The sequence below is a fragment of the Exiguobacterium sp. s95 genome, from assembly GCF_018618655.1.
GTDB classification, from domain to species: Bacteria; Bacillota; Bacilli; order Exiguobacteriales; family Exiguobacteriaceae; genus Exiguobacterium_A; species Exiguobacterium_A oxidotolerans.
Map to the genome: position 1 here is coordinate 1 of NZ_JACSMM010000008.1, position 19,068 is coordinate 19,068.

Below are 19,068 nucleotides of genomic sequence, written 5' to 3' on the forward strand. Positions count from 1 at the left end.
TGCTCAGAAAGCAATTGGTCGAGTGTCGCACGAAGATCTGCTGCTTTCGTTTTGACCGTGACGTTTTTTGCTTTGTCCTCATGCATCATCGTGTCGTCCGATGCGCCGCCTGATGCGAATGCCGCCGTTCCTGGTAATACGAGTGCTGCTGCCATTGCTGATGCTGCGAATTTTTTAGTATGTTTCATCTGTAATCATTCCTCTCAATTTTTAGTAGTTTTGGTAGTTTCTGTTTCATCCTTCTGAAAAGCCTACGAAGGAGTGAGGCATTTGGATTTAAAAAAGTTTTAAAAAGTTGAAAAAATCTTAAAACGTAATTATGATGCGTTTCAGTAGTCGTTCTGTTTGCCGTTCTGTGTAGCTTACGCGCAAGGATATGAATTGGATTTAAAATTTGTGAAAGAATATCGAAAAATATGGGGAAGTGTTTTTTCTTTCCTTATATACACAATGCGAAATTTTTTTATATGTTGTTTGATTCCTCATGTTACACTTGGAAAAAGAGCAAACTTGTAGCTAAATCGGAACTATTTAATACCAGGTACTAATGTGCTATACTGTTCTTTAGACTGACTCAATGAAAGGTGATCAAGATGGTACAAAACCAAGCAGGAACGGGTCAACCGACACGTGAACGTCTGAAACGGCATCAAAAAGAGCCGAATCAGGAACATCAAGAAAACCCGGAGCAGAAGCAGCGTAAACGTCTTCGTGAGTATTCTTCTCGTCGAGTACCGATTCTTGTACGACTATTGATCGTATTGGTTCTCGTCGCGATTGCACTCGTCGTAGGCGCGATGGTTGGTTACGCGACGTTTGGTGGTGGCGAAGCGATGGATGTATTGAAGCTCGATACGTGGACCCGCATCACCGATTTTTGGATGAAATCTTAGATTAATCAGTGATTGGAGCTGTAGATATGTATACGATTGAACAGATAAAAGAAGTGATTCCGCACCGTTACCCGTTTTTACTCGTTGACCGGATTCTTGAAGTCGAGGAAGGTAAACGAGCGGTCGGCATCAAGAACGTCACGGCGAATGAAGAATTCTTCAATGGCCATTTTCCGGATTACAACGTCATGCCTGGCGTACTGATCGTCGAGGCGTTAGCGCAAGTCGGTGCATTCGCTGTACTGAAAATGGAACAAAACCAAGGGAAACTCGCATTTTTCGCAGGTATTGAAAATTGCCGTTTCAAACGTCAAGTCGTACCCGGTGATCAGCTCCGACTGGAAGTCGAATTGACGAAACTGCGTGGACCGATCGGTAAAGGGCGTGCTACAGCTACGGTCGATGGGGAAGTCGCCTGTACTGCTGAACTAACTTTCGCGATTAAGTGACCTGCTGATGAAACGCTGGTTGATCCCCCTTGCCATATCCTTACTCATCATTCCGGGTTGTCAGCGTGCTGACGTGGTGAAGACGGCTTCCCCGACGGTCTTCATTGATCCTGTCAAACGTGCCGGACAAACGGAAAACATTTCCGCTCAAGTCTCCTTGACGGAAAAGGACCGGATGCGCTTGACGATTCGAACGGCGAATGACATTCGTCTTGACGATCAACAAGTCGACATCCGACTCGATGTCGCCAATCAATCGATTCCGTTCCCGTTCGTCTCGTTCGAAGCGAAGAAGATGGGCGAAGTTCGGACCTATACGGCAGATACGACGATTGAAGAGGATATCTTTGATGAAGAGCGACTCCCTGTGTTGATTATTGATGCGGGAGCCGGGCGTGGCATTGAGATTCCGCTCGAAATCGTCCGTTAAACCAAATGAGAAGCATACGAGAGCCACTTGGATTCCCCGGTTCTCGCATGCTTCTTTTTTGATGTTTGTGATGAAGATGATAGGGAAACTAAATAAGAGTAGTACCTACTATACGTATAGGGAGGACTTGGATGATGTCTGAAAACCATCAAGCTGTCTTAACAGAACTGAATGCTTGCATCATTGCCTGCAACGCGTGCTTCGATGCCTGTTTGAATGAGGAACACGTCGCGCATATGACGGGCTGTATCCGACTCGATCGGGATTGTGCCGATATATGTGGTCTGCTCAGTCAAGCGATTGCTCGAAACAGTTCGAACGTATCTGTACTCGCGAAAGCCTGTATCGAGATTTGTCGTGCGTGTGCGAAAGAATGTGCCGGACATGATCATGACCATTGTCAAAAATGTGCTGAAGCGTGTGAAGCGTGCGCGACAGCTTGCGAGCGACTCGTCTAAAAGTCGAGTGGACGGGACTGCTTTCTTCCTGAAGGGAAGGGGCAGTCTCTTTTTTTGAAAAAAAGATAATGCAATTTAAAGTTTTAGGTGGTTTATTTTTCCTGTATTGTTTAAAATTTAGGCAGAACATATTTTTAGAATGGAGCGAATACTTACATAATGCAAAAACTTAGCATGTATCTTATTGCACTGGTACTGAGCTTTAGTGTCATCCTTCCGGTACAAGCAGCACCGGTGAGTTGGGATGTCACGGGAACGGGGACGAATCCGTACACCCTTACCTTTACAGGGGAAGGACTCGTCGATCTCGAATCAGAAACGACACTCGTCTTCGAAGGCGAAGTGACGGGGAAAAACATCGATATCGCGAAAACGCCGGTCGTGACGTTCACGGCTGAAACGGCACCGACGATCAATATCATTGCGGTCGATCAATCGAAGAACATTCTCGTCGAGTTCGGACGTGTCGTGACAGAAGAACCGGCAGCGGAAGAACCGACAACAGAAGAACCACAAGTCGATCCTGCGACGAAAGAGCCGGCGACTGAGGAACCAGTAACAGAAGAGCCAACAAAAGAAGAGCCGACTAAAGAAGAACCAACAAAAGAAAAGCCTGTCAAAGCAACAACGGGAACAATCAGTGGAACCGTCTGGTATGACGAGAACATGGACGGGATTCGTCAAAGTGGCGAGTTGTTACTCGATGATATTCCTGTATTGCTGTTGAATCATGATGAAGATGTCGTCGACGAAGTGTATACGAAGGAAGGCCGCTACACGTTCTCGAACCTGAAGCCGGGTGAGTACGACGTCGAGATGGACGGATTTGACATGGGGTATTACTACAACTCGCCTCAAAACGTCGGTGACGACCGACTGATCGATTCGGATTTAGATGAAGAGGACGGTTACCTTTATTTAAGGCTGAAAGCCGGTCAAACGGCAGAGATTGATGCAGGGCTGTATGGCGGTGAGGAAGAAGAAGACTTCTCAAACCTCTTGCTCGTCACAAACTTCTTTGACGCGGATGCGAATCAACGACCGGGCTATACAGAAACGGGCGTGCCTGCGACGTATACGGTGACGGACACGATTACCGGAGAAGATGTCTACAAAGAAACAGTCGGTGCGAATGAAGCAATGATGATTGAACTCGAACCAGGGACGTACTCGGTTAAAACAGAAGTGAAATCAGGGTATCTTGTAAAAGCGATGCATTATTTGGATTTGGATGCGTTGCTTGACTTCGAAGATTTTTCAGGTGCCATCACGAAAGCGGACATGAAAGCGATGGCTGAAGATCAGGGTGAAGAACTCGACGAAGAATTCCCGGAGCTCGAGGAATTCATGAAGTTGTTCAAACGAAAGCCGGTCGAAGCCACCTTTACGATGACGGAAGACACGCTCGGATTTTTCTTGGCGGCTGAAGTCGTCCGTGCTGAACCGGTCGAACAAGCGAAACCGACGCCGGTCAAAGCGAAAACGGAGCAGACGCCGGACGTGACCCGTTCGACCAAAATGTCTGGAACGTTGCCGCAAGCAGGGGAAGAAACACCATTCCCGTTTGCTGCGACAGGTGCCGGACTTGCAGTTGTCGGACTGTGGTTCCTCTTACGCCGAAACGGTTAAAAATGAAAGCCTTCTGAATGATTATGTTCGGAAGGCTTTTTCATGTGTGCATCGGTTGACACACACGCACACACGTGTGTATAGTTGTAGTATCAAATGAACAGAAAGAGGGATGACGATGTTAACGACGAAACAAATCAGTGAATTATTACGTGTATCGGAAGAAACGGTCCGTCGCTGGATCCGGACAGGCGAATTGCATGCGGAACAGGATGGAAAAGGTTACTTGGTCGATGAACTGGCGCTGAAACGACTGGTCGATGAAAAGTCACAAATCCCAGGGACGGCGATGAATAAAATCCTCCCGATCATCAATGACATGTTTGGTCCGGAAGCAGCGAAGTTTGCGAAATCGAACTTGTTCGACCCACTCCGTCAATCGATGGATCAGACGCAAAGCGAGTCGGTGCCACCCAAACAGGAAGCGACGGCTGAATCAATTGCTGAACAAATCAGTCAGCTCAAACGTAAAAAACGTCGTCTTGAGCTTGAACATGAACTGAAATTGCTGGATGTTGACGAAAAAATCGCCGCACTCGAGCATAAAGCGAACGGTTTATAACCAGGAAAGACTACCTTCTACGCATGAGGTAGTCTTTTTTTGACGAAAAAAAGACAAAGTTCACGAGCTCGTGAGCTTTGTCGGCAGGCTAGTCCATCATGAGGAAGATGGCGGTGTCGTTGTGTTTTGTTTTTTCTTACGGCGCCAGTACCAATACCCGAGTCCGAGTGTGATCGGAATTGCGGCTAGATACGGATTGGCTTCTAGATAACTGATGATCTCAAACAGCGCGAACCATCCACTGAATAACCCGAGGATGAGTAAGATCGTCCGGATCGCTTCAGGAAGCTTCCGGATACGATATGCGAAGAGACAGACGAGGCAAAAGATGATAATCGCCACGGACATTCCTCCCATTCCCATGACTAGTATAGCGTATTCGAAAAGCTTTTTCGATGCACAAATCTTTCGTCCTCCCGTATAGTGAAGACAGAGAAACTAACGAAGGAAGTGATTGTATGCATTTGACGGTGATTGGGACCGGTTATGTCGGTCTTGTGACAGCGATTGGACTAGCGGACGCGGGACATGAAGTGACATGTGTCGATTTAAATAAAGAACGGATGGAACAGCTTAAACGAGGTATCGTGCCGATTACGGAGCAAGGGATAGACGAGGCACTCGAAAAAAATCAAAGTCGATTGACCTTCACGATGGAGTACCCCGTCTCGGACCTCTACCTCGTCGCCGTCGGTACTCCGGAACGGGCAGATGGCAGTTGCGATCTTTCAGCCGTCGAAGCCGTCGTCCGGTTGATTGAATCGATTAGTCCCGGCGCATCGGTCGTCTTGAAATCGACCGTTCCTCCGGGGACGACGGAGCGGTTAAGTGCGGAGCATCCGTCCCTCCGCTTCGCGATGGTCCCGGAATTTTTGCGGGAAGGAACGGCACTCGCCGATATGCGTCAACCGAGCCGGATTGTCATCGGGACGCGTGACGCGCTACTTGCGCCCCGGCTCGAGGAATTACTCAAGATGACGGACGCACTCGTCGTCCATGTTGATCCGACGACGGCCGAATTGACGAAGTACGCGGCAAATAGTTTCCTGGCCGTCAAAATCAGCTTCATCAATGAAATCGCCCGTCTTGCCGACCGGGTCGGGGCGAACGTCGACGACATCGCCCACGGGATTGGTCTTGATCCACGGATTGGTCCCGCCTTTCTCCGGGCAGGGGCTGGCTACGGCGGATCCTGTTTCCCGAAAGACATCAAAGCCTTGACGACACTTGCACGCACACATGATACGCACCTTCACGTCATCGAAGCAGCGGACCGGACGAATGAAGCCCAGCTCGCATACGTGCTCGAAAAGATTCGTCCCGAGCGTGGCATGCATGTCGCCCTGCTCGGACTTGCCTTTAAACCGGGCACGGATGATTTACGGGACGCACCGGCGTTACGATTGGCCGAACGCCTGCAACAGCTTGGGGTGAAGGTGACAGGCTATGACCCGGCAGCGAAGACCCTGCTCGACCAAAAAACGACGATGGCTGAAGCAGTGGCGGGAGCGGACGTCGCCGTCATCATGACGGAATGGGATGACATCAAGTACGTCTCACCGCAACTCTTGCAGGAACACATGCAGACGCCGCGTTTGATTGACGGACGGAACTGCTGGCAACATCTCGAGGCACCGGGTGACGTCCAGTACGAGGGCATCGGGCGACCGCACCACACATTTTCGAACAATCCATCTAACTGACCTGTTATATAGGGTGAATCCATCAGTGGGTTCATCCTATTTTTTTGTGGAGGAGACGGATGATGAAAATTGAGTATTTCACGGTGCAACCGAGTGGACCTAAAGGAAAGCTTGAGACCGTACCGTTGATGAACGGGTGGGAGCAGCATGTCGACGAGGAGTGGTCGCGGGCGATTCATTACGGCGCAGGGTTGATTCGGGTGACGGACGACGGCGTCGAGCTCCGGATTCCGATCGAGTTTGGATTCGGATACGTCTTGCAATACATCCGTCAGTTCGTCGAAGCGGAACGAAAGACGAAGCGGGCGCGTCATTTGTTGCAGCGGCAACTGGACTGGATCGGGCGTGGCTTACCGATTCAGCTCCGACGAGTCGGTGAACGGATTGAAGTCATGGCGGATTCGCGACATCAGTTCAATCGGACGGATTTTTTGGAGGCGATGGACGTCAGAAACCGGAAGCGGATGTAGTACGGACGAGATTGAGACAAAAGCCGGTCACGCTCGTGTTCTGAAAACCAGCGGGAGCGTGGCTACGTTTGAAGATTCATCTTCGTCTGTGACCCTCGCTAATTATTTGACCAGGGAGAGTGGTGTTTTTTAATTTTGTAAGCGTTTTCAAATTCAGGGGAGTTCAGATTTTTAATTTCCATATACAACCTATTAATATATTTATTAGGTTACTACTATTCCCCTTTTTTTTACATAAAACCTATTGTCCTCTGATTCTGAGTTTTGTATATTTGACCTGTAGCTTACTTACTCACGTATATTAGGCAGTGAGAAGGAGCACGGACCTACAGCACGGGGAATTGCTTGAATAAAGCAATTCCAACAGTTTTCTCTTGTTCATCCCGAACTGGATACATATGAATCACTGACGATCGCCTCGACGTTAGGCGAAGGTCGACGTGTGAAACAGAACGTACTCCTCCAAAGAAGAATAGAGAATTACTGCGTGTTTTTAAGTAAATATATTGAAATATTTTACTTAAAATGTAGGTTATCTAGTTGGGGTTGTCACATTTGGTATTGAAAGATAAGAGGAGGAATCGTAAAAATGGCTCACACGAAAAAATCGAACAAATTGTACGCTGCTGCCGCTGCCCTCGCAGTCACGGCATCTGTCGTCGCACCGGTTGCTGCTGACGCAGCTTCGAAGGTCTCTGTTAAATACATCTCTCCCATCTTGATGAAGCATGCAGGTGGTTCGAAGTATGCGACTAAGAAATTAGTCTTACCGACGAAAGTCAAAGTCAAACTTTCAAACGGTAAATACGAAATGCGCTCTGTCAAATGGAGCGGTTCGATCAAGTTCGAGAAAAAATACATCAACAAATATCAAGTCCTCTACGGTAAAGTCGCCGGAACGACGAAAAAAGCCATCCTCAAAGTCGAACTTCAAAACTATCCAGTCGACGTCCTCGAACCAGAACTCGCACCAGTCGCTGTCGGCGAAAAAGTCGTGCTTCCGAGCACGATCAGCATCCGCTACAAATCAGGAATCATCGTCAAGCGTCCAATCAGTAAATTCAACATCAAAACACCGGATACTTCTAAACCGGGTAACTATAAAATCGCCTATACGTACAAAGGGGCAAACTCAGTCGTAACCGGTTCAATCAAGTATGAAGTCAAAGCGGCCGACATCTCGAACGTCATGGGAAGCGTCGATGATCAGACACTTTCTGTTAAAGCGGACGTCATGTATGCTTCAGCTGACGCGATAGCAGAACTCATGATTTACCCTGGTAAAGACATGTCAGCGACACCGATCGTCGCGAAAGGGATGCTCAAAGACGGTAAATTCATGGCTTCCCAATCTGGTATTCCTGAAGGGACACACAGTTACGTCGTTAAAGTCGGTGATATGAAGTCTCCGGCAATGGAATTCACAGTCGCGAAGACGATGTTGACATCTGCTAAAGCAATGGGCAAAGAAAAAGTCGAAGTCTCCTTCTCACGTGCCGTTGATGGTGTCTCAGCCGACAACTTCAAAATCGCAGGTGGAACGGTTACTTCAGCGGCACTCAGTGCTGACAAGAAATCAGCGGTTCTTGAAGTATCAGGTCTTGAGTATGATAAAGACTACACGGTCGATGCGAAAAACATCATGATCGGTGGCGTCGCGCGTGACCTCGGTTCAATGAGCTTCATGACACAAGGTGTTGAAAACATCTGGATGCTTGAAGTCTCACCAAAAGCATCGACAATCGTTGCGAACGGTGGCGACAACACGGAAGTGACGTTCTTACTCAAGAACAAAGCGACAGGTGAAGTCGACATGAACGCAGACGACATCGTTCTTAAATTATCAACGTCATTCGGTGCACTTTCAAAAGAACGTGTAACGATCCAGGACGGGAAAGCAACGGTCATCCTCACATCTGAGTTCAGCAACACGGACCTCGATGCGATGATCAGCGCGGAAATCATCGAAACAGCGAACGGCGACTACAAAAACCTCATCGGTAAGATTTCTGGTGAAGCGAAAGTCAAGTTCAGCACGATCGCCGTCACGCCGGCTCCGATTGAAATGATCAACATGCTCGCAGCGGAATCGAATCAAGCAGATCGCATCACGATCTTCCTTGATAAAGCCGTCTCGCGTGAGTTACTCCTCAAATCGTTCGGACTCGATAAAGTCCGTCCTTCGCTTCATGAAGAAGAGTATATGGCGAACGACAACATTCAAATCGAACAATTCGATGGTATGAAAAATGTCATCGGCGTCAAAGCGATTCCTTCGAATCCAAAAGCGTTCGAATTGATTCTTGATAAAGAAACACCACTTCAAGACAACGCAGTTGTTAAAGTGGTAGCGAAAATCACGAGTAACACGGATACAGAAGTGAAATCAAAAGCAAGCTTCAAGTTGACGGATGCACGTCCTGCTGAAGTAACGTCTGTCAAAGCGATTGGCTTGAACCAACTCGAAGTGAAGTTCTCTGAAGCAATCGATACAGCGAACTTTAAAATCGATGGCCAGTATGGTGGTAAGTACTTCACTGTCATTCCTTACGGCTTCGATAACAAAATGGGTGTCGATCGTCGCGATACAGTCAAAATCATGTTGAACGACAACTACCCAGGAGTGAAAGAAGGCTACTTCGCAGCTGGCAAACATTCACTTCAAGTATGGGATACGATGGACTTCGCAGCACGTTCGGATGAAATGAACATCGGTACGACACAAAACCTCGACTTCACAGTCGCAGCAGATACAGTCAAACCGACAGCTGGCGTCGTCGTCGAGTCGCCTGAGCAGTTCCGCATCATGTTCAGCAAAAACCTGAAAAAAGCAGACATCAAGGCTCTGTATGGTTCGAAAATGAAGCTCGAACGCTACAACTCAACATCTAAAAAATACGAAGACATCAGCGAATATGCTGAAGTGACATCGTATGATGCAATGACTGGCGAAGCGGTTGTCGAGATGAAACAAGACTGGACAGTCATCTACGATACCGTCAATACGAAAGAGAACTACTACAACGATAAGTTCAAAATCACGCTCGAAAAAGGTGCGATCCAGGCAGAAGCGAACGGTGAGAAAAACGATGCGCTTGCACTCGACTTGAACTATGACGGATCGCCACTCAACACACCGGATGTGAAGAGTGCTGAAATCACAGCAATCGATCGTGTGATGATGTCAACAGACTTCCACGTCATGATGAGTGAGCCGGTGAAATTGCTTGGGAAAGATCAAGCAGATACACCACTCAAAAATGCTGACGGCTTAGTCAACCCGCCGAAGACGACGGTTGAATTCATCGGGAAAAACAAAGACGGCAAAATCGTCACAGTCGACGGTTCGGTTGTCGGATATACAGATACAACAGATAAGAACTTCCGTGTTAAAGCGAACGAGAGTCTCCAGTATCTCGTCGACATGAAAGGGTACGGCGAAGGCTGGAAAGTCGTCGTCAAATCACTTTCAGATGATGTCGGTAACACAGTTGCGACAGCGACACATGACTTCAAACTCATGAAAACACCTGTCACACCGGTCGCTTCACCATTCGAAATCGAAAAAGTGACAGCGAACGCGAAGGATGAAAAAGACGTCATCCGCATCAAGTTCTCTGAAGGCGTCCAGTACGCAGGTATGTATGATGCGACGAGCACGGCGCAATACATCTTCAATGGAAAAGCCCTTCCGGTCGGCACGAGCATCTCGCTTGCTGACTCGGATAACAACGTATCAAACGGACTCGACATCGTGAAAATCAAAGTTCCAGCAGGGACGATCAAAACATTGTCGAACGTCATCACAGTCAACAAAGATCTTCAGTCGTATGACAACTCTGTCTTGACTGGTGGTTACGAGAAAGCAGTTCTTCTCGGATTAAACTAATCACGACACGGACCCTCAATTCAGAAATGGATTGAGGGTTCTTTTATTTGTTGAATCAAGTTAGACAATAATCTTTTAGTAAAACACAAAATAATATTCAAATAGATGTAAATAAAAGCGAGAATAAGCTAGAAAAATAAATAGATTTTATAAAATTTTCCATTATAATTATAGGTGAGGGAGATCCTAAATGAAGGAGTGAAGAGATGCAAAAATGGTTACTCAGTCTGACGATTGTCGGACTGCTTGCAAGTGGACTACCGGTACATACAGAAGCGGCGGGCACGGGCGCGAAAAAAATGCCGACGCCGGGTGCGAAAACGCATAAAGGGTACTTGAAAGGAACGTTCGACCAAAACGGAAAAGCGTTGTTTTATTTCGACTCAGCGAACTATGTTAATGAAGGAACACATATCAAATTCGCAGCGGACGAGACAGAAGACGTCACGGTCTACGAAACGCAAAGTGATTACTTGAAACAACTGGTCTACGAACGCTATGACGCAGTGAGCGGTGAATCGTTATTCTTCCCGCTAAGTTGGAAAGGGCGGCAATATGTCGAAATCAATGGACGTAAAAACACGTCGTTCACGGTCCCGTTCAAACTCGAACGCTTACAACCGATGCGTGATGTCGTCGCGAAGAAAAAAGCGACGGGACAATCGACGAGCTTGATCGTCAAGATGCGCACGGCGGATAGTGACCATGCGCAGTTGTCGCGTAATACGAAGGCGATCGCCAGTGAGACGATTGATGCAGGACTAAAGATGGAGAAGTTCACCTATTCGTCCGTCTATCAAGCGCTTGCGGCGAAGGCGAAACTTGCGAAGTCAGCGGACGTCACCTACGTCGAACTTGACGGACAGATGCAGGGACTCGGAGTGGACCCGTTCAAGAAATACCAGTGGTCGCTGAACAATACTGGGCAACGCGGCGGCGTCAAGGGAGCCGACATCAACTTTGAGGCGATGAAACGACGGATTGCCGGAAAAAACTTAACGACGACGCGCGTCGCCGTCATCGATACGGGTATCAATCCGACCTATGCCGATTTCGCAGGGCGGGTCCGGATGGATCTCGGTTATGACTTTGTCCATAAACGGAAGCTTGCCATCGACGATCATGGTCACGGTACACATGTCGCGGCGATCATTGCAGCGAACAGCAACAATACGTATGGGATGTCGGGCATCAACGCCAAGGCATCAATCATTCCGATCAAAGTCATCGCGTCGAACAATACAGGCTCGAACTCGAACATCGCGAAAGGCATCATTTATGCCGTCAAGAAAAAAGCCAAAGTCATCAATATGAGTCTCGGTGGCGGTTTCTCGTCACTCGCGATTGAAGATGCTCTCGCCTACGCGAAGAAACAAGGTGTCCTCGTCGTCGTCGCGACGGGAAATGACGGGACGAGCCGTTTGTCGTATCCGGCACGGTCGAAGTATGCCTTGTCGGTTGGTTCGACGAATCGGTTTGATCGCCGGTCGACATTCTCGAATTATGGCGACGGACTTGACCTCGTCGCACCGGGACAAGACATTCCGAGTTACCTCAGTGACGGCGAATCGGCCTTTTGGAGCGGGACATCGATGGCAGCACCGCATGTCGCAGGTGTCGCAAGTCTCCTCTACAGCCTGAAACCGACGCTCAAAGCAACAGAAGTCGAGTCGATTCTAAAAAAATCAGCCCAGGACCTCGGGAAGACCGGTTATGACAAGGCGTACGGATACGGACGACTTGACGCCGATAAAGCCGTACGCTATATCAAATAAAAACAACTTAAATAGAAAGTGGGACAGATTCATGAAAACAACATTTGCTAAACTGACACTCGCCACACTGATCGCCGGTTCGACATTGATTGCCGGAACAGCTGAAGCGGCAACGACAACGGAAACGAAGGCGACGACACAGTACAATGGATTGACACCGGGGATGACGATTGCCCAGGCGGCAAAAGTCATCTACGGGAAAGACTACAAAAAGCAATTGACGAAAAAGGGCAGTTCGACGGTCTTGAAACAAAAGGCAGAGGCGACGAGCACGTCACAAGGACAAAAGACGACACTCTACAGCATCTACGATAGAAAAGCAGACTTCCCATCCGCGATAACGACGTTGATGTTCATGACGAAGAAAAATGATTCCGTCTACCGGCTGACTTCAAAATCGCTCGATTTGTATCGCGGGACGACAACGTCAGGTGCACGGGAAAGCAAGATGAAGCTCGCGAAGGGTGCGAAAATCAAAACAGGGATGACAGAAAAACAACTTGATGCGCTTTTATCGGGGAAAGGTCTCGGGGAATGGACAGGTCTTGATACGATTGATTTAACATCTGTTCAAACGAAGCAAGAACTCGAGTTAGGTCTTGCGATTAAAGGCAAGTCGAAATCGTACGTCTTCCAGACGGCAACGAAAACAAAAAAACTCGTGATACTTGATTACAATGCGAAAAAGAAAACGTATGTCGTCTCTGGACAAGCATCGTTATAAGGATACGTGAGGGTCTGTAAACAGCTTTTTTAGCGTATAGACAGTTGTAGTTTATGTAGTTTATAGCTAATGTAAACGCATATTTCTTCTCGTGCTTTCCTCGGGCGAGGCGCAAGCCGTTGCTCCTTGATTCTGACGAACAAGGAGCAGGGTCTCGCCTGCCTCTGACAGCGCGAAACGCGCTTTTCCCGTAGGAGTCACGAGAAGTAATGCGTTTTTTTGGACAGTCATTTTGATTCGGAACGCCCGTTAATAATACCAACGACAAGCAAGGTATAAATAAGCGTTCACAAGGTCCGTCAATCGCTTTAAAGAGTCTGTAAACCAGGCTCTTTTTTTCATTTTTTCCCGTTTTTGACAAAAAGGCAGTTATTTTTTGTATACTCGACTGTAAGAGCGCTCATGCTGAACCGATATAAATGAGAACTCATAAGTACGACATAATACGCAAGATAAAAGGAGAAATGATAGAGTGGAACGCGTCAAAAAGAAACGAAAAGTCAAAAAGCGGTGGACGCCGCTGAAGGTCATGTTGTTGATTGCCTTGGTCCTCGTCGTCGGAATCGGCGGATTCATCGGCTATACATATTACCAAGTCGATCAGACGGTCAAGAAAATTCAATCACCGGTCAAAAACACTGGCGACGCCGTCGTCGAAAAACAAAAACCGCTTTCGGTCCTATTGCTTGGGGTCGATCAACGTCCGGGTGAACGGGGCCGGAGTGACTCAATCATGGTCATGACCCTTAACCCGACACGGAATGAAAGTCGTCTTGTCAGTATTCCCCGGGATACGAAGGTCGACATCATCGGTAAAGGGACGAACGATAAAATCAACCATGCCTATTCGTTCGGTGGACCGGAGATGGCAATCAAGACGGTCGAGAACTTTCTCGACATTCCAATCAACTATTATGCGGAAATCAACATGCAAGGTTTTACGTCACTTGTCGATGCCGTTGGCGGGGTGACGGTCAATAACGACTTAGATTTTAAAGTCGGGGACAAACAGTTTGAGGTCGGAAAAATCAACCTGAATGGAGACGAAGCACTGAAGTATACACGGATGCGCTATGAAGATCCACGGGGGGACTTCGGTCGTCAGATGCGTCAACGCGATGTTATCGGGCAAGTCGTCTCAAAACTGTCGTCAGATGTCTCAATCAGTAAATTCAATGCAATCATGGATGTCGTCGGGGAAAATGCGCAGACCAATGTCTCATTCAAACCGATGCGTACACTTGCCTTTGACTACATGGATGCTTTTAAAAATCAGGAAAACTTGAAGCTTGAAGGAACGGGTGGAAAAGAAGCGGATGGTATTTATTATTGGCATCCGACGGACGCTTCACTCGAACAAACAAAAACAGCGTTACAGTACTCGTTAGGAATCGAATGATAAACAAAAAGAGTGAGCCGACGTGGCTCACTCTTTTTGTTTAAAGGTTTTGTTCAGCGAGGCGGACACGACTCAAGTCGGTCCCATCTTTTGCAAAGCGTTGCAAGCGGTAAGAGTTACTCATGACGAGTCCCGTCGTCTCCGATTCGAGTTGCAGTGGAGCGAGTGTCGCTAACTTGTCATTTGTCACATCGGCTTCAGACCAGTCGATGGCGATGACACGATCATCTTGTAACGTAAAGAAATGATTTCCATAGAACAGATAATCGTTGACGTCGTCACTGAATGTTCGGTCAGGCGCTGCGTAAAGACTATTCAACTCTGCGCTTGATTTGCCGATAAGGTCAATGAGCGTCTCAGTAACGAAGCTCGTATCGAGGTTATCGTTGACCCATGTCAGTAATGTTTCGTCGGCAATGGCATCACCTGACAGCTCTTTCGTCGTATCGGTATTTTTGATGTAGCCCGTCCATTCGTCAGTCAGTTCAACTTTACTAATCGAGTCGGACGCTTCAAGGATCCGGTAGCCATCCCCAAAGTCAGCTTCGTATAAAACGTCCGTCAAGGCTTCATCGCGGTAGATGTTACTGTTACGTGTGTTGACATAAAGGACATTAGCTTCCGGTTTAGCTTCCGGCTTGTCGTCTGTTTTTTCGTCTGTCGTTGATTCTTCGACGGCGACCGGTTGTTCGACGGTCGCATCCGGTGCAGACGATTTCGGACTTGCAAGATAGTTCGAGTAGATATACGTTCCAGCAGCACCAAGCAAGAAACAAAGAATCAATAAAGCAATCCAGCCCCACGGCAGTTTCCGTTTTGGACGTGGTGGAGCAATCGGCTTCGTTTTTTGGCGGCGTGGTGTATCGTCACGTTGCGACCGTGATAACGTCGCGGGTGCTTCCGGCTCGTCATCTTCGAGCGGACCATCTTCATTAAGAATCGGACGGGCGACGAGCATGCCATAAAAATCTGCCAGGCTTTCATGGTGTTTCCCGGCTAAAAAGTTTTGCCATTCGTCGACTGTGACTGTGTCCTGCTTAAAAGGAATAAGTGGTGCGTCTCCTGTCAGACGAATCATCGTGTCTGTCAATGACTCGGTCGAAGCGAGACTCGAACGGATTCGTTCATGGAGACGAATGATGTCGTCCTCGGAGTGCGATGTATAGTATTGGAGTGCTTGCAAAGAGCGGTGCATAAAGAAATTCCTCCTATGTAGATTGCCAGTAATTCATGTAAAAAGAAACATGTCATACTCTATTATACGCAAACTTTTTCAATAAACGTATGTTATTTCCTAAAATAATAGTAACCATTTCCCAATTTTTTGTTATACTGATTCCTAGTTGATAAAAAAGTCACTGCATTAGACAAATAAAGGAGAATAATTAACCCATGAATGAAACGATTAGCTTACAAGAGTTATTTTCAGTTTTACGGAAGTCGCTTTGGCAGATTCTTGCCCTGACAATCGTCGCAGCGGTCATTGCATTTGCTGTCAGTAGCTTCTTGATTAAACCGACCTATCAGGCAGGGACACAAATTCTTGTCACACCGAAAAAACAAGAGGACAACGTCATCGATGCGTCACAAGTGCAATCATCCGTCACGCTCGTCAATACATATCGTGTCATCATTAAGAGTCCAGCCATCTTAGAAAAGGTTCAAGCAGAAGTCGAGAATGCTCCAACGAGCATTGCGACTTTAAATGAAATGATCACCGTCGAAAGTGAACAAAACTCACAGGTCATCAACGTCTCGGTCCAAAGTACAGATGCAGCCCTGGCGTCAAACGTTGCCAATTCAGTCGCGAACGTTTTCAGTGACGACATCACTGAACTGATGAACGTCGATAACGTCAAAGTTTTGTCGGTTTCAGGGATTCCAACGTCACCGGTCAGTCCGAACATTATCTTGAATACGGCGATTGCAGCTGTTGTCGGATTCTTACTCGGAGTCGGTCTTGCATTCTTACGTGAAGTCCTTGACCGCCGTATTCGGACAGAGGATCAAGTTCAACAAATTCTTGATCTGCCGGTCTTAGGGAGTATCCCGGATATCGATAGTAAGGTCTTTAAATCGTCAGCAAAGGCAGCAAAACGAGAGGCGGCAAAACAATATGGCTAAGAAAAGTAAAATGAATAAAGACGCCCGGAACTTGATTACGGTCACACAACCGAAGTCACCGATTGCCGAGCAATACCGAACAATCCGGACGAACATCGAGTTCATGGCCGTCGATAAAGAAATTAAAGTTATTTTGATTACATCAGCAACGCAAAGTGAAGGGAAATCGACGACGTCGTCAAACCTCGCAGTCGCCTACGCGCAACAAGGGAAAAAGGTCTTAATCATTGATACCGACATGCGTCGCCCGACCGTCCACTATACGTTTAAAGTCGCGAACGGTCTCGGTTTATCGAGTCTCTTGACACGCCAAGCGGAACTTGAAAAAGCTGTGTTACCAACAAAAGTCGATAACTTGTCAATTTTGACAGCAGGTCCGATTCCGCCAAACCCGGCAGAACTCTTATCATCGCGGTCGATGGAAAACTTGATTTTACAACTCCGTGAAGCGTATGACGTCATCATTCTGGATGCACCGCCATTACTTCAAGTCGCGGATAGCCGGATTACATCAAAATTAACAGATGGTGTTGTGTTAGTTGTCGGTTGTACGACTTCCGATCGCCAACGTGTCTTAAAGGCAAAAGAACAACTCGAACTGGCAGAAGCGAAAATTCTTGGTGTCGTCTTAAACCGTCGCGAGCTGACGGACGATTCAGCATACCAATACTACTATTCTTATGAGTGAGGGGTTCAATCATGGTTGATTTGCATTGTCATCTCTTACCACTCGTTGACGATGGTCCGGCGAGTGTCGAACATACATTACAACTCGCAGAACAAGCCGTTGCGGAAGGGGTGTCGCAAATCATCGCGACACCACATCTCTATCACCCGCAGTTTGAAACGGAAGACGTCGATGTTCGCCTAACGGTTGCCGAGTTAAACGTCTTACTCAAACAACGCGATATTCCATTGACCGTCTATCCGGGACACGAGATTCGTTTGACGGGAGAGTTGATTGAAGAAATCAAGGATGGAAAAGCGTTACCACTCGCAGATTCACGTTATTTACTGATTGAGTTTCCGTCAAGCGGCATTCCGTCTTATGCGCGGCAAGTCTTCGCCGAATTGATTTCCGACGGCTACATTCCGATCGTCGCCCATCCGGAAAAAAATAAAGCGATCATCCAAAATCCGAATCTCCTGTTCGAATTGATTTCGAACGGAGCAATCAGTCAAGTCACATGTGCCAGTTTGATTGGCAAGTACGGAAAAGACGTCCAACGGTTTGCGGTTGCCTTACTTGAAAACGGCTTGGCCCATCTTGTAGCGTCAGATGCCCACCATATCGAGAAACGTCCGTTCTATTGGGAGCAGTGCCGAAAATATTTGGCACAAGAACTGGAAGACTGGTTGTATGACGAATTGTACGAAAACAATGAAGCCGTCTTATTAAATCAACTTGTAACGATTAATCCACCAAGTCCGGTCGAAAAAAACTGGAAGGGACAGTGGGTCTAAGGTGATATTTGTAAGAGCTAGTAAAGAGAGTGAAATTGCACTCTCTTTTTTCTATGTTAACGCTTACATTATGAAAAAATGGAAATCTTTATGGAAAAAAAGTATCTTTCTGTGTTATCTTAATTTACATAAAGACTACCAAGTTGATTATATTATGGGAATCTGAAATTATACTTAGGAGTGAATTTCATGAAAAGAGTAAAAAAAGCAGTAATTCCAGCAGCAGGTCTCGGGACACGATTTTTACCCGCTACAAAAGCGATGCCGAAAGAAATGTTGCCAATCGTCGATAAGCCGACGATTCAATATATTATCGAAGAAGCAATCGAATCAGGGATTGAAGATATTTTAATTATCACCGGTAAAGGAAAACGGGCGATTGAAGATCACTTCGATTCAGTTCCGGAACTGGAAGCAAACTTGATTTCAAAGAACAAATCAGAGTTGTTGTATCTTGTCGAAGCAACGACAAATATCAACATCCATTTCATCCGCCAATCTAAACCGAAAGGACTAGGTGACGCTATTCTTCAAGCAAAAGCCTTCATTGGCAATGAGCCTTTTGTCGTGATGCTCGGGGATGATATCGTTCAAGCTGATGTTCCATGTACGCGCCAGTTGATTGAACAATACGAAATCACGAACAGTTCGATTATCGGCGTACAGCCAGTTGCCGATAAAGATACACATCGCTATGGCATCGTTGATCCAAGCACTAGCATCTCAGAGCAACTACATAAGGTAAAATCATTTGTCGAAAAACCGGCCCCTGGTACGGCACCATCAAATTTGGCTATTCTAGGTCGTTACTTATTAACACCAGAAATTTTTAAGTACCTTGAAACACAAGAAATTGGTTCGGGTGGGGAAATTCAATTAACGGACGCGATTACGCGCCTCAACGAAATGCAACGCGTGTTTGCTTACGAATTTGATGGCAAACGCTATGACGTTGGTGAAAAGCTCGGTTTCATTCAAACGACACTCGAATTTGCCCTAAAGCGTGACGATCTTGGAGATGATGTCGCGAAGATGATGGAAGACTTACTTGCAGAACGGGCAGCTAATCAATCACTTGTCTAACTCCGCATTTGAAATA

General features: G+C 47.0%; 18 protein-coding genes and 1 pseudogene. 16 read left to right on the plus strand and 3 right to left on the minus strand.

Annotated features, from left to right (window positions below; genetic code table 11):
* Positions 1 to 188: pseudogene (locus KNP99_RS12005) on the minus strand (copper amine oxidase); the annotation flags it as partial.
* A 405-nt stretch (positions 189 to 593) separates the two neighbouring features.
* Here KNP99_RS12005 and KNP99_RS12010 point away from each other — a divergent pair.
* From KNP99_RS12010 to KNP99_RS12035, 6 genes are all read left to right on the plus strand, one after another.
* Positions 594 to 893, plus strand: coding sequence for a DNA-directed RNA polymerase subunit beta (locus KNP99_RS12010; protein ID WP_214807075.1), 300 nt, complete (start codon positions 594 to 596; stop codon positions 891 to 893).
* Between the two features lie 26 nt (positions 894 to 919).
* Positions 920 to 1,342 carry a 3-hydroxyacyl-ACP dehydratase FabZ gene (gene fabZ / locus KNP99_RS12015; protein WP_012371522.1) on the plus strand — a complete coding sequence of 141 codons (423 nt, stop codon included), beginning with the start codon at positions 920 to 922 and terminating at the stop codon, positions 1,340 to 1,342.
* A 7-nt stretch (positions 1,343 to 1,349) separates the two neighbouring features.
* Complete coding sequence (locus KNP99_RS12020) at positions 1,350 to 1,772, plus strand: hypothetical protein (RefSeq protein WP_088837943.1); 423 nt, start codon at positions 1,350 to 1,352, stop codon at positions 1,770 to 1,772.
* Between the two features lie 131 nt (positions 1,773 to 1,903).
* Positions 1,904 to 2,230, plus strand: coding sequence for a four-helix bundle copper-binding protein (locus KNP99_RS12025; RefSeq protein WP_214807076.1), 327 nt, complete (start codon positions 1,904 to 1,906; stop codon positions 2,228 to 2,230).
* A gap of 159 nt (positions 2,231 to 2,389) precedes the next feature.
* Positions 2,390 to 3,859 (plus strand): SdrD B-like domain-containing protein, encoded by a 1,470-nt coding sequence (locus tag KNP99_RS12030; RefSeq protein ID WP_215193251.1) that lies wholly within the window; start codon positions 2,390 to 2,392, stop codon positions 3,857 to 3,859.
* 118 nt (positions 3,860 to 3,977) lie between these two features.
* Positions 3,978 to 4,421 (plus strand): helix-turn-helix domain-containing protein, encoded by a 444-nt coding sequence (locus KNP99_RS12035; protein ID WP_088837940.1) that lies wholly within the window; start codon positions 3,978 to 3,980, stop codon positions 4,419 to 4,421.
* A 96-nt stretch (positions 4,422 to 4,517) separates the two neighbouring features.
* Here KNP99_RS12035 and KNP99_RS12040 read toward each other — a convergent pair whose 3' ends face one another.
* Positions 4,518 to 4,769, minus strand: a complete 252-nt coding sequence (locus KNP99_RS12040; RefSeq protein WP_251132049.1) for a hypothetical protein — start codon at positions 4,767 to 4,769, stop codon at positions 4,518 to 4,520.
* 110 nt (positions 4,770 to 4,879) lie between these two features.
* On the opposite strand from KNP99_RS12040, the gene KNP99_RS12045 reads away from it, so the two are divergent.
* From KNP99_RS12045 to KNP99_RS12070, 6 genes are all read left to right on the plus strand, one after another.
* The gene (locus tag KNP99_RS12045; protein ID WP_215193252.1) at positions 4,880 to 6,124 is read left to right on the plus strand and encodes a UDP-glucose dehydrogenase family protein; all 1,245 of its coding nucleotides are present in this window, start codon (positions 4,880 to 4,882) and stop codon (positions 6,122 to 6,124) included.
* A gap of 59 nt (positions 6,125 to 6,183) precedes the next feature.
* Entirely contained in the window at positions 6,184 to 6,594 is a 411-nt protein-coding gene (locus tag KNP99_RS12050; protein WP_251133092.1) for a hypothetical protein, read from the plus strand.
* 589 nt (positions 6,595 to 7,183) lie between these two features.
* A complete protein-coding gene (locus tag KNP99_RS12055) occupies positions 7,184 to 10,483 on the plus strand; it encodes a hypothetical protein (protein ID WP_215193253.1) in 3,300 nt (1,099 codons plus the stop codon).
* 206 nt (positions 10,484 to 10,689) lie between these two features.
* Positions 10,690 to 12,258, plus strand: coding sequence for a S8 family peptidase (locus tag KNP99_RS12060; RefSeq protein WP_215193254.1), 1,569 nt, complete (start codon positions 10,690 to 10,692; stop codon positions 12,256 to 12,258).
* Positions 12,259 to 12,289: 31 nt separating this feature from the next.
* Positions 12,290 to 12,982 (plus strand): hypothetical protein, encoded by a 693-nt coding sequence (locus KNP99_RS12065; RefSeq protein ID WP_215193255.1) that lies wholly within the window; start codon positions 12,290 to 12,292, stop codon positions 12,980 to 12,982.
* A gap of 472 nt (positions 12,983 to 13,454) precedes the next feature.
* Positions 13,455 to 14,381 carry an LCP family glycopolymer transferase gene (locus KNP99_RS12070; RefSeq protein ID WP_215193256.1) on the plus strand — a complete coding sequence of 309 codons (927 nt, stop codon included), beginning with the start codon at positions 13,455 to 13,457 and terminating at the stop codon, positions 14,379 to 14,381.
* A gap of 40 nt (positions 14,382 to 14,421) precedes the next feature.
* On the opposite strand, the gene KNP99_RS12075 is transcribed toward KNP99_RS12070, so the two are convergent.
* Positions 14,422 to 15,576 (minus strand): hypothetical protein, encoded by a 1,155-nt coding sequence (locus tag KNP99_RS12075; RefSeq protein ID WP_215193257.1) that lies wholly within the window; start codon positions 15,574 to 15,576, stop codon positions 14,422 to 14,424.
* Positions 15,577 to 15,773: 197 nt separating this feature from the next.
* Here KNP99_RS12075 and KNP99_RS12080 point away from each other — a divergent pair, with 197 nt between their 5' ends.
* From KNP99_RS12080 to galU, 4 genes are all read left to right on the plus strand, one after another.
* Entirely contained in the window at positions 15,774 to 16,505 is a 732-nt protein-coding gene (locus tag KNP99_RS12080; RefSeq protein ID WP_215193258.1) for a YveK family protein, read from the plus strand.
* Positions 16,498 to 17,193 (plus strand): CpsD/CapB family tyrosine-protein kinase, encoded by a 696-nt coding sequence (locus tag KNP99_RS12085; RefSeq protein WP_215193259.1) that lies wholly within the window; start codon positions 16,498 to 16,500, stop codon positions 17,191 to 17,193. Before KNP99_RS12080 ends, KNP99_RS12085 begins: the two co-directional genes overlap by 8 nt.
* 11 nt (positions 17,194 to 17,204) lie before the next feature.
* Positions 17,205 to 17,969, plus strand: a complete 765-nt coding sequence (locus tag KNP99_RS12090; RefSeq protein ID WP_215193260.1) for a tyrosine-protein phosphatase — start codon at positions 17,205 to 17,207, stop codon at positions 17,967 to 17,969.
* Positions 17,970 to 18,158: 189 nt separating this feature from the next.
* A complete protein-coding gene (gene galU, locus KNP99_RS12095) occupies positions 18,159 to 19,052 on the plus strand; it encodes a UTP--glucose-1-phosphate uridylyltransferase GalU (RefSeq protein ID WP_215193261.1) in 894 nt (297 codons plus the stop codon).
* Positions 19,053 to 19,068: the final 16 nt, after the last annotated feature.